Below are 14,359 nucleotides of genomic sequence, written 5' to 3'. Positions count from 1 at the left end.
TCCTTACTCCGTCCGGTCACACAGATAATTGGGAAAGTGCGCCTGGAACGCGGCGAGAGTCATATTGCGATCGGGCTCCATGCCGTACTGCGTGCTGCGGCCGCTGAGCAGAAGCACCTTCGATCGCGTGTCGATGGTGCACCAGCCGCCGCCCAGGGGCTTCAGACCGTACTTCTCGGCGATGTCGCGATGGAATGTTGCTGAGTCGTCGAAGACGATGGCGAGTTTGCCACCCTCTTCAGGGATGAGGCCCATGACGTACTTGCCCTCCACCTTTTCACGCTCGGCGGCGTGGAGGATGAGGACAATGGTCTGCTGGAGTTCAGGCAGACGCAGGCTTTGGCGCAGGTTCATGTTGGGCCATCCACGATTGCATGGCTTCGAGCAACGCTTCGATGGTGGAAGGGACGGCCTCCACGGTGACAGTCAAGCCGTGGCGGCGCGCGACCTCGGACGTCACGGGTCCGATGGACGCAATTTTAGACGCCGACACCAACTCCGGACCGGCCGCGGCCAGGAGGTTTTTCACGGTCGAGGAACTGGTCAGGGTGATCCAGTTGGGTTTGGCGGCCAGCAGCAGGGCTTGCGCCTGCTGCGCCAGTTCAGGCGGCACGATGGTCTTGTAGACGGGCAGGACGTCGACCCGCGCGCCCAGTTTAGTCAATTCCTCGGGGATCACGTCGCGGCCGACGGAGGCTCGCGGCAGCAGGATGGAACGGCCTTCCAGCCCTTCCGCGCTGAGGGCGGCCACCACACTCTCGGCGAGATACTCATCCGGCACGACGGAGGGCTCCAAGCCGCGCTGACGCAGCGCTTCGGCCGTGGCGGAGCCAATCGCGCACAGCTTCGGCCCTGACTCCGGCTTCACTTTGTCGAAGAAGAACTCGACGCCATTCACGGAAGTGAAGATCGCCCAATCGTACGATTTGAAGTCGGGCGCGGAGAACTCGAGGGGCACAAAGTCGATGACGGGCAGTTCGAGCACGTCGGCGCCTAACGCACGCAGGCGGGCGGAAAGCGATCCGGCCTGGCTGCGGGCACGAGTGACGACGACACGCTGGCCATGCAAAGGCTGATTCGCTCCGTACACCTGCACGAGAATTGCCTGGGCTCCGCCGGCCAGCAGACGGCCCGCGGCGGCGGTACCGAGAGCGGCCGCCTCGGTCACGGGGCCGCTGGTCTCATCCACGATTAAAGTTCCGCCCTCCGGATCGATCACGACTGAGCGCAGTTGCAGCGCATCGCCGGAGACGACGGCGTAGGCTCCGATGGGCACCTGGCAGCCGCCGCCGAGGGAGGCGAGCACAGCGCGTTCGGCGGTGACCGCGGCTCGGGTGGCCGGGTGATCCAACTGACTGCAGACCTTGAATGCATCACCGCCGTCATCACGAGTTTCGATGGCTAGCGCGCCCTGGCCGACGGCGGGACACATGATTTCCGGCGGCATCAATTCGGCGATGCGGTCGCCCCAGCCCAGGCGGCGCAGGCCCGCTCCGGCGAGCATGATGGCGTCGAACTGACCTTCGTCGAGCTTTCGCAGGCGGGTGTCGAGATTGCCGCGCACGCTTTCGATGCGCAAGTCGGGGCGGAGCTTTTTCAACTGTGCGGAGCGCCGCAGGCTGGAGGTGCCCACTCGCGCACCTTGCGGCAGTTCAGCGAGCTTACAGCCGATGATGGCGTCCTGAGGCGTCTCGCGTTCCGGAATCGCGGCGACCGTCAAGCCGGCCGGCAGCACGGTGGGCAGGTCCTTTAAGCTGTGAACAGCCAGGTCAATGCGGCCTTCCAGCAGGGCTTCTTCGATCTCCTTCGTGAACAGGCCCTTGGAACCCACCTTGGCCAGCGGCACATCCGTGATCTTGTCGCCGGTCGTCTTAATGATTTCGAGGTCTGTCTCGACGCCGAGCGCAGCTAGTTGCGAGGCCACCCAGCGGGCTTGCCACAGCGCCAGTTGCGAACCGCGGCTTCCGATCTTGAGCTTCATGAATCCTCCAGCCGGAACATCCGGCGGATCAGGGTGAGTACGCGGTCGCCTTCAGGCTGTGCGGCAGCGCGGCGGATTTCGGTCAACGGCCCGTGCGCGAGCTTGTTGAGCAGGCCTCGCGTGTAGGCTGCCAGGACTTCTTCCTGTTGGGGCGAGAGCGTGCCCAGTTTGCCGCGAATGCGTTCGAACTCCAGGCGGCCCATCTCTTCAAAGCGATGCTGCAGGCTGACGATGGTGGGGGCGACTTCGCGCGCCTTCATGCGTTCCAGCAGGCGGACGATTTCTTCGTCGATGATCAGTTCGGCCTGGTCCGCTTCCAACTGGCGAGCCTTGCGATTCTGTTCCACTTCGCGGCCGAGATCGTCGATGTCGTAGAGGTAGATGTTTTCGATGTCGTTGAGCGCCGGATCGATGTTGCGTGGCACGGCGATATCGATCAGGAAGATCGGACGGTTTTGGCGCTTCTTGAGCACCTGTTTCATCTCGTCCTTCTTCAACAGATAGTCCGGGGCTCCACTGGAAGTGATGACGATGTCCATCTCCGGCAACCGGGTGTGGAACGTCTCGTAATCGATCACCTGTCCGCCTACGAGTGCGGCCATCTCCTCGGCGCGGGCCTTCGTTCTGTTGGTGACCAGGATCTGCTCACAGCCGGCGCGATGCAGGTGGCGGGCCGCGAGTTCCGACATCTTGCCGGCGCCCACCAGCAGCACCTTCTTGGAACTGAGCTGGCCGAAGATCTGCTTGGCGAGTTCGATGGCGGCGTAGCTGACGCTGACGGCACTGCGGCCAATTTCTGTCTCGGAACGAACCCGTTTGGCGACGGTGAAGGCGCGCGTCAGCACGGAATCGAGGAAATTGCTGAGGGAGCCGTGCTCCTTGGCAGCCGCGTAAGCAGCTTTGAGCTGGCCCAGGATCTGCGGCTCGCCCAGCACCATGGAGTCCAGGCTGGCGGCCACACGGAACAGGTGGCGGATGGCCTCTTCATCGCGAAACGTGTACAGGTAAGGCCGCAGCCACACGGCGTCAATGCCGCGGTTTTGGGCGATGATGCCCAACACCTGGTCGAGATCGATTTCGCCGTTCATGGCGATGGCGACCTCCACCCGGTTGCAGGTGGAGAGGATCATCGCCTCTTCGGCGCCGCCTTGGGAACGCAGGTTGCTGAGGGCCTCGCCGAGTGCGGATTCGGCAAACGCCAGGCGTTCGCGCACCTCCACCGGCGCGGTCTTGTAGCTGAGACCCGTGAGCATCACCTTCATGCGCGTGTCTCCATCATTTGGCGAGCAGCGGCCTCAATCCGACGTGCGCGGCCCAGGTAATCACCGCGAATCCAAGAACGGTTAGAGAAAGTACAGCGGCTTTGCGGCCGCGCCAGCCGGCGGAGATCCTCAGAAAGACCATTAGCAGGTAGAAGCCCCAAGTGACGAGGGATACGACGATTTTGGCCTCGCTGATCCAGCGGGTTCCATATTCGATTGAGGCCCAACTGCTACCGGCCACCACGGCCAGGGTAACGGCCACGAAGCCGACACTCATTGAACGCGTGATCAGCGTATCCAGGGTTTCGAGTGGCGGCAGGCGGTCTGGCGTCACCAGCGCGATGAAGTCCTCCGTGCTGCCCTGTTTCCGTTTGAGACGGCGTTCCTGCAGGAGATAGAAAACAGCGGCTCCGGCGCTCAGCAGCAGGCCGGCATAGCCCACCAGCACGAGCAGGATATGGGTGATGAGCCATGCGTTGCGTACGCGCGCATCTTCCCACGAGGCCATGGGGGCGCCCATGGCGGCGATGAGGGTCAAGAGTGAGACCAGCGGAAAGATGAAGATGCTGAGAATCGCGAAATGGTAGCGCCACTCCACGAAGAGATAGACAACAGCGAAGATCAGGCCGCACAAAGAGGCGGTTTCGTAGAAGTTATTGGCCGCCAGGTGTCTCAGTTCGACACTGTGCTCGACGAACGACACAAAATGAAGCACCACTGCGACATGAAAAGCGCCTAATGCGTAGGGGAAGAAGCGGGCGCCCCGGCGGAGCACGGTCAAAAAGGCGTGTACCAGGCCTGCCGCATAGAGCAAGGCGGCGACACGCAGCCAGAATAGGCTCATGTCGGGCATACACCACCAAACAGGGAAGAATTCGCCGGCACGCTTAGAGTATATCGCGGCGAGGGCGGCTTCCAGAGTGGGAACATGTCAGCATGACACTGAATCTGAAGGGAAAAACGGCACTAGTGACCGGCGGAAGCCGGGGGATTGGGCGAGCGGTGGTCGAGCGGCTGCTGGCGGCGGGCGCGAATGTCGCCTTCTGCGGCCGCTCGCAGGCGAGCATTGACCAAGCTTCATCAGAGATCCGGGGGGCGAATAGTACTTTCGCCCTGAAGGTTGCAGGCCGAGTCGCCGATGTTGGGAGTGAAGAGCAAGTGCGGTCCTTGTTTGAGTGGTTGGATGTGGAATTCGGCGTGCTTGACATCTTAGTGAACAACGCCGGAGTGGGGATCTTCAAAGATCTGGCCGCGATGGAGCCAGATGAGTGGCAGACAGTGATCGGAACGAATCTGACGGGTGTATACAACTGCTGCCACCATGGTCTGCCGCGCCTGCGGAAGCAGGGTGGGGGCTGGATCGTGAACATTGCGAGCCTGGCGGGGAAGAATTCATTCGCGGGCGGCGCGGCGTACAACGCATCGAAGTTTGGATTGTGCGGAATGAGTGAAGCAATCCTGCTGGATCACCGATATGAAGGTGTGAAGGTCACAACGGTTCTTCCGGGCAGCGTGAGTACGGATTTTGGACGGGCGGGTAAGGCGGAATGGAAGATTGGGCCGGAGGATGTGGCGGAAACAGTGGCCATGATCCTGGCGATGCCTGACCGGACGTTGGTGAGCCACGTGGAGATTCGTCCCTCGCGGCCGCCAAAAAAGTAGATTAGCGGGCCACACGGCTTAGCGCAGCAGAGTCGAGCGTGAGCGGGGCGGGTTGTATGCAGGCGTACCCGGCGCGGCGAAGGAAAGGAGCCCATCTTGGGCGACGCGTTTCACATGGAGATACCGGCGGACTTCATTTCGCCGGCGGCGAAGGACAACAGGCGCTTTGCGTTCTCCAGGCGGCTGGGGAGCCCGACTTCGCGGGCGGCAGGCGCCGCCAAGGTGAGTCCGGCAGCCGGCAAACTGCTCGATCCCAACCGGACCGGGCGGGAAGCGGCTGTGCTCGAGTCCAACCTGAAGCAGTACATCGTGGGTCAGGACGAGGCGATTGAGCAGATCGTCAACATCTACCAGATGCATCTGACGGGTTTGAATGCGCCGCAGCGTCCGGTGGGCAATTTCCTGTTTCTTGGCCCCACGGGTTCCGGCAAGACGCGCATTGTAGAGGCGACGGCGGAGGCCCTGGTCGGCTCGCCGCGCTCCGTGATTAAGATTGACTGCGCCGAGTTCCAGCACAGTCACGAAATCGCGAAGCTGATCGGTTCGCCGCCCGGCTACCTGGGTCATCGCGAAACCCATCCGTTGTTGAGCCAGGAAGTCCTGAATCAGTACCACAATGAGCGCACAAAACTCAGTTTCGTCCTTTTCGACGAGATTGAGAAAGCCTCGGACGCGCTCTGGAATCTGTTGCTGGGCATCCTGGACAAAGCCACGCTGACGCTGGGCGACAACCGCAAGGTCGATTTCTCGCGGACGATGATCTTCATGACGTCGAACCTGGGCGCGGCGGAGATGAGCTCGATCATGAGCCCACGCCTGGGCTTTCTGGCGATGCCCGACGGGACGGGTGAGGCGGTGACTTCGGCTGTTTCGGGCAAGATCGCCCGCAGCGGGCTGGAAGCGGCGCGGAAAAAGTTCACGCCCGAATTCATGAACCGGCTCGACAAAGTAGTGGTGTTCCAGCCGTTGGGCAGTGAACAGCTGCGGCGGATTCTGGACATCGAACTCGGCATGGTGCAGCAGAGAGTCTTCTGCTCCGCGCCGGATCGCAGCTTCGTCTTCACGGTGACACCGGAAGCGAAGGACCATCTTCTGGCCGAAGGCACCGATTTGAAGTACGGTGCGCGGCATTTGAAGCGCGCGATTGAACGCTTGCTGGTGCAACCCCTGTCAAATCTGATCGCGACAGAGCAGATTCGTGGAGGAGATCTGTTGCGTGTGGATTTTGATGTGGATAGCAGCGAGCTGGCGTTCGCGCGCGAAGCGGAAGGTTTAGCCATTCAGGCGATGGCGGAACTGGTGGATGCTCCGGTGAAAATGTGGATGAAGGCGGCCGGAGCGGGTGTGGTCGATACACAGAAGGCGCCCGCGGTGCGGACGACGCGGCGCGGTTAGCTACGGCGTTTCATTGGCTTTGATCTGACGTGGGGAGAGAGCCGGCATGGCACCGGGCCGTTGCGTAATGGCGATAGCGCGCGACGATCCGGTGCAGCCGGGTAACGGTTCCACGGAGTAGTAGTTCAACCCATACAACCAGTTGCGGTGCAGCGCCTCGACGCAGGTGTTATCAGCGTGCGGCTGGACACGGCGCCAGAAGCCCCGGGCGGAGACGATCTGGTCGAGCACAGGGGCGGCGCTCAACTTCACAAACAACAACCCAAGGGCAGCTCCAACGGCGACAACGGCGACAGCAGCCGTGCGCTTGCTGGTTCGTTCCAGCCACCACGCGGCGAGGGTGAAGGGCAAAGCCAGGGCGAAATACTCCCAGTGGGTCTCACCCAGGTTGGCGCGTCGCAGTCCATACAGGAGTGCGTCGGGCAACAGGGTGGCGATTATTGGACACAAACCCAGCAGAAGTGTCGCCAGTGCCAATTGACGCTTCGCGCTGCCGGCAGCAGCCAGGCCGGCAGCCAGCACGATGCAGAGCGGCGGCAGCAGCGGCAGGATGTAGCCCGGCAGCTTGTTGGCGGACACCGAAAAGAAGACGAGTCCAAAGCAGAAGACCGCCAGCAGGATGCGGCGCCGCCGTTCGCTCCAGCAGTCGGGCCCCAATAGGCTCAACACCGTAGGCCAGGGGAACAGGCTGGCCACCAGGACGGGCACGTAGAACCAGAACGGCTGCTCGTGCAGCAACGCGCCGTCGGCAAAGCGGGAGAAGTGGTGTTTGACGAAGAATTCGTCCCAGAAGGGCTTTCCATGGCGGACGAACATGGCGGCGTACCATGGCACGGCAACCAACAGGGCCGCCACAGCCGGGAGCAGCAATTCCTTCCAGCGTCTCCAGGCGAACCAGAACAGTGGCAGGATCAGCACTCCGGCGACGAGGCCCTTGGCCAGCAGCGCGAGTCCAAAGCAGACGCCGGCGGCCAGGGCAGCTCGTTTTGAGCCGGTCTCGATCCACAACAGGCCAAAGAGAACGGTGGCGTTGAAAGTCGCGGCCAGGGGCAGATCCGTAACGCCGATCTGGCTTTCGGCGGCCCAACCGGCGGTGGTGGAAAGCAGCAAGACGGAAATCCAGGCGATACGGTCGCCTTCCAGTCGTCGTACGACAAGAAACTGGAGTAAAAGATACACGAGACTGAGGATGGCGACGGGCAGGCGCGGGGCGAGATCGTCACCCAAGCCTGCCAACTGTCCGGCGGCCACCATCCAGTACAGCAGGGGCGGCTTTTCGAACCAGGGTTTGCCCCACAGTGTGGGTGTGATCCAGTCGCCGGAACGAGCCATTTCCCGGCCAATCGAGGCATAGCGCGGCTCGTCGGCGCTGAGCAGGCCAACCCCGTCCAAGGCTATGCCATAGACAAGGGCAAGACCGCCAAGCAGGAGCAACAGCAGGATAATAGTACGAGGCGTAAGCCCAGCCAATGGCACGTCACCAGTATAATGGCCGCAATGCCTCGACTAACCTGTCTCGCTGTTCTGGTTTGTGTATTGGCTTGGCCAGCCGCCGCCGATGTGTCCGGATGTGCTTGTGATCCCAAGAATCCCGAGACGCTGAAGGTGCGGGAGTGCAGCCTCTGCGCGGAAGCCGAAAAGCAGCCGGTCGATGTGCCATTCTTTGTGCTGAAGGATGTCAACCCGCGCAAACCCAACCGGTGGCTGGTTTTACCGAGAGTCCACGGCGAGGGGCCGCACCCGATCCACGATTTACCGAAAGCACAGAGGGACGCGTTGTGGAAGTTCGCCATAGCCACGGCGAAAGAGAAGATCGGCGACGGGTGGGGTCTCGCGTACAATAGCTGGCACGTGCGCACGCAATGCCATCTGCACATTCATGTCGGCCGCTATATTACGGCGGCGGAGAATTCGCGGTTCGTCGTGGTCCGGCGGCCGGAGGAATTCCCCGCTCCGGAACATAGCGGAGTCTTCATCCATCCGGTTAAAGGCGGTTTCCACGTGCACACCGGAGAGCGCATTATGGAGACAGCGCTGGTCCGCTGAGCCCGTTTGAGGATAGAGTCAGAGGGAACAATATGAGCCTGGTGGAGATCCAACAACCGCCGACCGCCGAAACGGCCGCGATTCACCTGCACCCGACCGACAATGTCGCGGTGGCGCGGCTGACTCTGGGCGAAGGGCAGACTGTCTCCGCCGGCGGCGTGACGGTGGTGCTGCGCGAACAAGTGCCGGTAGGCCACAAACTGTCGTTGCGCCGGATTGCCGCCGGTGAAAACGTGCTGCGCTATGGGCAGGTAATTGGACCCGCGCTCATCGACATCGAACCGGGCCTCCACGTCCACAACCACAATCTGGGCTATCTGGAGGGGACTCGAGTCTACGAATTCCCGGCAGAGGAGCATGCGGTGCCCGCGCCGCCGGCCTCCGTGCCGACGTTCCTTGGCTATGCGCGGGATGACGGCCGGGCCGGTACGCGTAACTATATCGCCGTGGTGGCGGCTTCGAACTGCGCCGCCCACACCGCCGAGTGGATTGCGTCCAGCTTTGATAGCGAGACGCTACCCCCGAATGTCGATGGAGTCGTGGCTTTCCCGCACGGCGAAGGCTGTGGGCATTCCATCGGACCTGACACTGAGCAACTGCAGCGCACACTGTGGGGCGTGCTCGACCACCCGAACGTCTCTTCCGCCATCGTTCTGGGCCTCGGCTGCGAGGTCAACCAGATCGATCATTACCTCGGCGTGGCCGCCGGCAGTGGACCGCGCGCCTCGCGTATCGTCGGCATGACTTTGCAGGAGAGCGGCGGCACACGCGCCACGGTGGAACAGGCGCGAAAGACGATCGCCACCATGATGGAGCGCGCCACCGAGGAACGGCGCAGCGAGCTGCCGGCCTCAAAGATCTGCCTGGGACTGAACTGCGGCGGATCCGATTCATTCAGCGGGATCACGGCCAACCCGGCGCTGGGTTACTGCTCCGACCTGCTGGCGGAACTCGGCGCAACCAGCGTATTGGCGGAGACGCCGGAGATCGTCGGGGCCGAACACCTGCTGGTCAAGCGAGCCCGCAATCGCGCGGTGGCCGAGAAGCTGCTGGCCATGATCGCGAAGTATAAGACGTACCTTTCGAGGTTCGAGGGCAGCTTCGACGACAACCCATCTCCGGGCAACAAGGAAGGCGGGCTGTCGAACATTCTGGAAAAATCACTGGGCGCTGTCGCCAAAGGCGGCACGTCGCAACTGAATGAAGTGGTCGACTATGCCGAGCGGGTCATAGGCCCCGGCTTCGCTTTCATGAATACGCCCGGTTACGACCCCGTGTCGCTGACCGGCCTGGCCGCCGGCGGCGTGAATCTCATCGCCTTTACCACCGGCCGCGGCAGCGCGATCGGTTTTCCGACCATACCCGTGTTGAAAATAGCGACCAATAGTTACACCTACCGCCGCATGACCGGCAACATGGACATCAATGCGGGCCGGATTGCGGATGGAGAGGCGGGTGTGGAGACGATTGGCCGCGAGATCCTGGACGCCCTGTTGAAGGCCGCCTCGGGCTTGCGCACGAAGAGCGAACTCCTCGGTCACAAGGAATTTGTTCCATGGCGCATCGGTCCGGTCATGTAATTAGTGAATAGCGGTGTTACCCTGAATGAATTCTCCCAGAGGAACCATGAGAATCCTGGTTGTCGAAGACGAAAAGCGAATAGCTGACTTTGTGAATCGCGGCTTGGAAAGCGCGGGGTACACCGTCGATCTGGCCGAAAACGGCGAAGCCGCGTTGGAACTGATCCACGCGCATGATTATGATCTGGTAATCCTCGACCTGATGTTGCCCGACATGGACGGATTGTCGGTCCTCGAAAAGGCGCGCAACCGGAAAGTCAGCCCACCTGTGCTCATCCTCAGCGCGCGTGGTGGAGTAGACGACCGGGTGAAGGGTCTCGAACTGGGTGCCGACGATTACCTGGTCAAGCCATTCGCCTTCGTCGAGCTGCTGGCGCGCGTCCGCGCCCTGTTGCGCCGCGGCCAGTCTACGCCTGAGCGCCTGATGGTAGGCGACCTCTCGCTGGACTGCGTGCGCCGGAAGGCCAGCCGGGGCAACGAGCCGGTTGACCTGGCGCCCAAGGAATTCAGCATCCTCGAGTATCTGATGCGCAACCGGGGCCGCCCGCTGAGCAGGACGATGATCGTGGAACACGTCTGGGACATGGAGTACGACGGGCTGACCAACATCGTCGACGTCTACATCCGGCATCTGCGCAGTAAGATCGACGACCGCTTCCCCGTGAAACTCATCCACACGGTGCGCGGCATAGGCTACATGCTCGATTTGTCGGAAACCCCGGGCAGTGCCTCCGACAAGCCCGAAGAAGCTTGACCGGTTCCCGGCGAAGCCGCGCCGCGCTGTATGCCAGATAAGAATCGCAAGTCCACGTTCTGGCTCCGCACCCTTCGTGGACTGCGCATGCGTCTCGCGGCGACGTATGTGCTGCTGTTCGCGCTCGCTTTGGTGGGCTTGGGCTTTGTCTTCCGCCAGTCGGTCACAGGCATCCTGAACCAGCAGAGTGAACGGGTGCTGGACGAAGAGTGGCGGGCCATGAAGGCCTATCTGCGGTTCCAGCGCGGCGAACTGATGTGGACATACGATCCCGAGGATGCCGAGGAGGCCTATGCGGTGGATCGCCTGCGCCGGGTTCTCCTGCTGACGGATGAGCGTGGCAACGTCCTGGAATTGTCCAACGGCTATTCGGCGCTAGGCAGCGAATCGATGCAGCAGATCAGGAGCGTCGTGCGCTCAAACGAACCCGTAACGGTGGTGCGGCGCGACTTCCGGGGGGAAACCTATCTTGTCCGCATGGGTATCATGCGGGACCAGGGGCGGGCGTTTTTCGTGGCCATCGGCCTGCCGGTGGAAGATACCCTGAGAATCCCGAACCACCTGCTGCGTCAGTACCTGCTTTCCGTGCCGGTCATGCTGCTTGTCATCGTCTTCGTCGGCTGGTATATGGCCGGGCGGGCGTTGCGGCCGTTGCACCAGGTGGCCGAGACCGCCAGTGCCGTGGCCGGGGGCAACCTGAGTCTCCGAATCGTGCCGCGCGGATCGGGCGACGAACTGGATGTGCTCATTGGCGCCTTCAACCAGATGCTGGAGCGGTTGGAGCTCAACTTCCAGCAGATCCGCCAGTTCTCCATCGACGCTTCGCACGAACTGCGCACCCCCATCACCATCATTCGAGGCCAGTTGGAGGTAGCACTCTTCACCGCCGAGACCAGGGAGCAGTTCCGCGAAGCAATCATGACGGCGCTGCTGGACGTGGAGCGCATGGGCCAAATTGTGAAGTCGCTGCTGCTGCTGGAACAGGCGGAGTCCGGCCAGGTGGTGCTGCAGAAGACACCGTATGACATCACCAGATTGTCCGAGGAACTCGTCTCACAGTTCCGCGTCGCTTCGGACGAAAAGGGCATTGATCTGGAAGTAGTCGCGCTGGGGCCGTGCTGGGCGGAGGTGGACCGGGTCCAATTCGACCGCCTGCTGTCCAACCTTTTGTCCAATGCGCTGAAGTATACCCACGCTGGAGGCCGGGTGGAAGTGATTCTGGAACAGGCCGAAGGCGCGGCGCATCTCATCGTGAGCGACAACGGCCAAGGCATTCCAGCGGCCAACCTGCCGCATGTCTTCGAGCGGTTTTACCGTGTCCGTGAGACCACACCCGATCCCGACCGCGGCCTGGGGCTTGGGTTGGCTTTCGTCGCCTGGATTGCGCGAGCTCATGGCGGGCGGGTGGAAGTGAAGAGCGAACCAGGCCAGGGTTCTCAATTCCTGGTGGTTTTCCCCACCCCTACGCCCAGCGGCGAGCCGGGTCCTGAAACGGAATCCACCGCGGGACTGCTGTCCTGACGGCGTGAGATTTCCCTAAACACTCCCGCGGCCGCGCGCGTCTATCGTTTCGATGAATTTCGCACGCTGGATTTTCGCCTTTTTGTCACTCGCAGCCGTTCTCGTGTGGGCCCAGCGCGATCGAGGGATCGCCCCTTCCAGGGATCTGCCTACGTGGGAGTACCGTCACCTACAACCCCAGGAGATCGCACCGGGCGCCTATCAGCAGGTGGACTGGAATCTGGTCATATCCATGGGCGCGCAAGGGTGGGAGCTGGTCAACGTCACGCCCTGGGTTTTGCGCAACGATCTCCACCAGCAGGGTAAGGAGGGGGAACCCAAGCTGGTGACCCAGAACTACATGGCGTTTTACTTTAAACGCCTGCGGGCGGAGCAGCGCTGAACCTCAGGCAGTGCGCAAAGAGCTGGCGATCAGGCTCGACACACGGCCAGTCCGGCCGGCGCTGGGGGTGACTGTCCCTTCGCGGGGCAGGCAGGAAATCAGCACTGTCACCCCATCGCGTGTTTCCACCCAGGCCTGCCACCTGTCCGGCAATTCCAGGGCAGACGGCCACCATGCGGGATGGGCCCTTACAAATACCTTGGCAGGAACTCCAAAGTGCCACAAATGCTCGAGTTGCGCGTACGGATCGGCCTGATCCAACAGGAGTTTCACCGTTTTTCGGGGCCTCTTCGCCGGCAGTGCGGCGGGCGCGGGCAGGAGTGCCGCGGCAGGGAGGGCAAACAAGTCGCGTCTGCGCATGGTCCCTCCCATGGTAGCGTGAGCTTATGGATGCTCCGAAAGATCGAGTGCTGGTTGTCGACGACGAGTCGAATCAACGCACGGCACTCGCGACCATGATCGCTGGCTGGGGCTATGAAACTGCATCCGCCGCCAACGGGGCCGAGGCGCTCGACCGGCTGCGAGAGTTCGAAGCCAGCGCGATTGTCACCGACCTGATGATGCCGGGCATGGACGGCAGCGAATTGCTGCGCCGGCTGAAGGACCAGGGGCAGTCGCCTCCAGCCATTGTCCTTACCGCCTTCGGAAATCTGGAAACTGCCATAGCGTTGGTACACGACCTGGGCGCCTTCTGGTTTCTGGAGAAGCCGCTGCAACCGGGCGCCTTACGCCTGCTGCTCTCCCGCGCGGTAGCCCAATCGCGGCTGGCCGACTACAACGAAGCCCTGGAACGCCGCTTGAGCGAACAGGGTGTACTGGGCAATCTGGTGGGCGGCTCGGAGGTCATGCAACGGATCTTCTCGCTGATCCGGCAGGTGGCCCCGACCCGCGCCACTGTTCTGATCACCGGGGAAAGCGGCACCGGCAAGGAACTGGCCGCCCGTGCCATTCACGACCTGAGCCCGCGCCGCACAGCGCCCTTTGTCGCCATCAACTGCGCCGCCTTGACCGAGACGCTGATCGAAAGCGAGCTTTTCGGCCACGAGAAAGGTTCGTTCACAGGCGCGGTGGAGCGCCGCCGGGGCTGTTTCGAACTGGCCGACGGCGGCACGCTGCTGCTGGACGAAATCGGCGAAATGCCGGCGCCTACGCAGGCGAAACTGCTGCGTGTGCTGGAAGAACGAAAGGTGCGCCGCCTGGGCGCCGCCCGCGAAGTGGAAGTAGACGTCCGCCTGCTGGCCGCCACCAATCGCGACCTGCTGGCCGAAGTGAAGCAGAACCGGTTCCGCGAAGACCTCTTCTTCCGGCTCAACGTGTTTGAGGTTTCGCTGCCGCCGCTGCGTGACCGCCGCGAGGACATCCCGGCCCTGTGCGAGGTGATGATCCGCGACATGAACATCCGCCATCAGTGCCGGGTCAGCGGGGTGGATCCGCAGGCCATGGCCCTGCTGCAGAACCAGGAATGGCAAGGCAACGCCCGCGAACTGCGCAATGTGGTGGAGCGCGCCGTCATCCTGGCCGGAGAAGGCCTGGTCCAACCCTGCCATTTCTTCGGGTTGCACACGGCCGCGCGGCCTCCTGTGGTCAGCGGCGACGAGGTGCGGCTGAGCGTAGGCGCCACCATTGACGAGGCGGAACGCGCGTTGATTGAAGCCACATTGCGGCATACCGGTAACAATCGAACCCGGGCCGCCACCATTCTCGGTATCAGCCAGAAGACACTTTTCAATAAGTTGCGCGAGTATGGCGCGCCCGGTGGAACTGAGTAGAATACGC

14 protein-coding genes and 1 pseudogene are annotated in these 14,359 nt (G+C 62.4%); 8 read left to right on the top strand and 7 right to left on the bottom strand.

Features of this window, described 5'->3' with window-relative positions; all coding sequences use genetic code 11:
* Window positions 1-3 precede the first annotated feature (3 nt).
* The 5 genes and pseudogenes from ACR9Y2_RS32415 to ACR9Y2_RS32395 form a co-directional block, all read right to left on the bottom strand.
* Window positions 4-354 (bottom strand): hypothetical protein, encoded by a 351-nt coding sequence (locus tag ACR9Y2_RS32415; protein WP_435046025.1) that lies wholly within the window; start codon window positions 352-354, stop codon window positions 4-6.
* Entirely contained in the window at window positions 323-1,090 is a 768-nt protein-coding gene (locus ACR9Y2_RS32410) for a uroporphyrinogen-III synthase (RefSeq protein WP_435046352.1), read from the bottom strand. The genes ACR9Y2_RS32415 and ACR9Y2_RS32410 overlap by 32 nt, the downstream gene beginning before the upstream one ends.
* Window positions 1,085-1,981, bottom strand: a pseudogene (gene hemC / locus ACR9Y2_RS32405) (hydroxymethylbilane synthase); the annotation flags it as partial. The pseudogene hemC and the gene ACR9Y2_RS32410, both read right to left, overlap by 6 nt.
* Complete coding sequence (hemA, locus tag ACR9Y2_RS32400; RefSeq protein ID WP_435046024.1) at window positions 1,978-3,243, bottom strand: glutamyl-tRNA reductase; 1,266 nt, start codon at window positions 3,241-3,243, stop codon at window positions 1,978-1,980. The pseudogene hemC and the gene hemA, both read right to left, overlap by 4 nt.
* A 13-nt stretch (window positions 3,244-3,256) precedes the next feature.
* Entirely contained in the window at window positions 3,257-4,087 is an 831-nt protein-coding gene (locus ACR9Y2_RS32395; protein ID WP_435046023.1) for a cytochrome C assembly family protein, read from the bottom strand.
* A gap of 92 nt (window positions 4,088-4,179) precedes the next feature.
* Between ACR9Y2_RS32395 and ACR9Y2_RS32390 the strand changes: the two genes are divergently transcribed.
* Window positions 4,180-4,905 (top strand): SDR family oxidoreductase, encoded by a 726-nt coding sequence (locus ACR9Y2_RS32390; protein ID WP_435046022.1) that lies wholly within the window; start codon window positions 4,180-4,182, stop codon window positions 4,903-4,905.
* Window positions 4,906-5,001: 96 nt separating this feature from the next.
* Entirely contained in the window at window positions 5,002-6,300 is a 1,299-nt protein-coding gene (locus ACR9Y2_RS32385) for an AAA family ATPase (RefSeq protein WP_435046021.1), read from the top strand.
* Here the strand turns inward: ACR9Y2_RS32385 and ACR9Y2_RS32380 are convergent, their stop codons facing one another.
* Window positions 6,301-7,734 carry an ArnT family glycosyltransferase gene (locus ACR9Y2_RS32380; protein WP_435046020.1) on the bottom strand — a complete coding sequence of 478 codons (1,434 nt, stop codon included), beginning with the start codon at window positions 7,732-7,734 and terminating at the stop codon, window positions 6,301-6,303.
* 63 nt (window positions 7,735-7,797) lie between these two features.
* On the opposite strand from ACR9Y2_RS32380, the gene ACR9Y2_RS32375 reads away from it, so the two are divergent.
* From ACR9Y2_RS32375 to ACR9Y2_RS32355, 5 genes are all read left to right on the top strand, one after another.
* On the top strand, window positions 7,798-8,346 hold the full coding sequence (locus tag ACR9Y2_RS32375; protein ID WP_435046019.1) for a hypothetical protein: 549 nt from the start codon (window positions 7,798-7,800) through the stop codon (window positions 8,344-8,346).
* Between the two features lie 32 nt (window positions 8,347-8,378).
* A complete protein-coding gene (locus ACR9Y2_RS32370) occupies window positions 8,379-9,926 on the top strand; it encodes a UxaA family hydrolase (protein ID WP_435046018.1) in 1,548 nt (515 codons plus the stop codon).
* Between the two features lie 46 nt (window positions 9,927-9,972).
* On the top strand, window positions 9,973-10,680 hold the full coding sequence (locus tag ACR9Y2_RS32365; protein WP_435046017.1) for a heavy metal response regulator transcription factor: 708 nt from the start codon (window positions 9,973-9,975) through the stop codon (window positions 10,678-10,680).
* 30 nt (window positions 10,681-10,710) lie between these two features.
* Window positions 10,711-12,201 (top strand): ATP-binding protein, encoded by a 1,491-nt coding sequence (locus ACR9Y2_RS32360; RefSeq protein WP_435046016.1) that lies wholly within the window; start codon window positions 10,711-10,713, stop codon window positions 12,199-12,201.
* An 82-nt stretch (window positions 12,202-12,283) separates the two neighbouring features.
* Window positions 12,284-12,583 (top strand): hypothetical protein, encoded by a 300-nt coding sequence (locus ACR9Y2_RS32355; RefSeq protein WP_435046015.1) that lies wholly within the window; start codon window positions 12,284-12,286, stop codon window positions 12,581-12,583.
* 3 nt (window positions 12,584-12,586) lie between these two features.
* Here the strand turns inward: ACR9Y2_RS32355 and ACR9Y2_RS32350 are convergent, their stop codons facing one another.
* Window positions 12,587-12,943, bottom strand: a complete 357-nt coding sequence (locus ACR9Y2_RS32350; RefSeq protein ID WP_435046014.1) for a hypothetical protein — start codon at window positions 12,941-12,943, stop codon at window positions 12,587-12,589.
* Between the two features lie 26 nt (window positions 12,944-12,969).
* On the opposite strand from ACR9Y2_RS32350, the gene ACR9Y2_RS32345 reads away from it, so the two are divergent.
* Entirely contained in the window at window positions 12,970-14,352 is a 1,383-nt protein-coding gene (locus ACR9Y2_RS32345; protein ID WP_435046013.1) for a sigma-54-dependent transcriptional regulator, read from the top strand.
* The last annotated feature ends 7 nt before the right edge of the window (window positions 14,353-14,359 follow it).

Source organism: Paludibaculum fermentans, from assembly GCF_051172195.1.
Taxonomy (GTDB): Bacteria; Acidobacteriota; Terriglobia; order Bryobacterales; family Bryobacteraceae; genus Paludibaculum; species Paludibaculum fermentans_A.
This window is presented reverse-complemented; position numbering and strand designations above follow the sequence as displayed.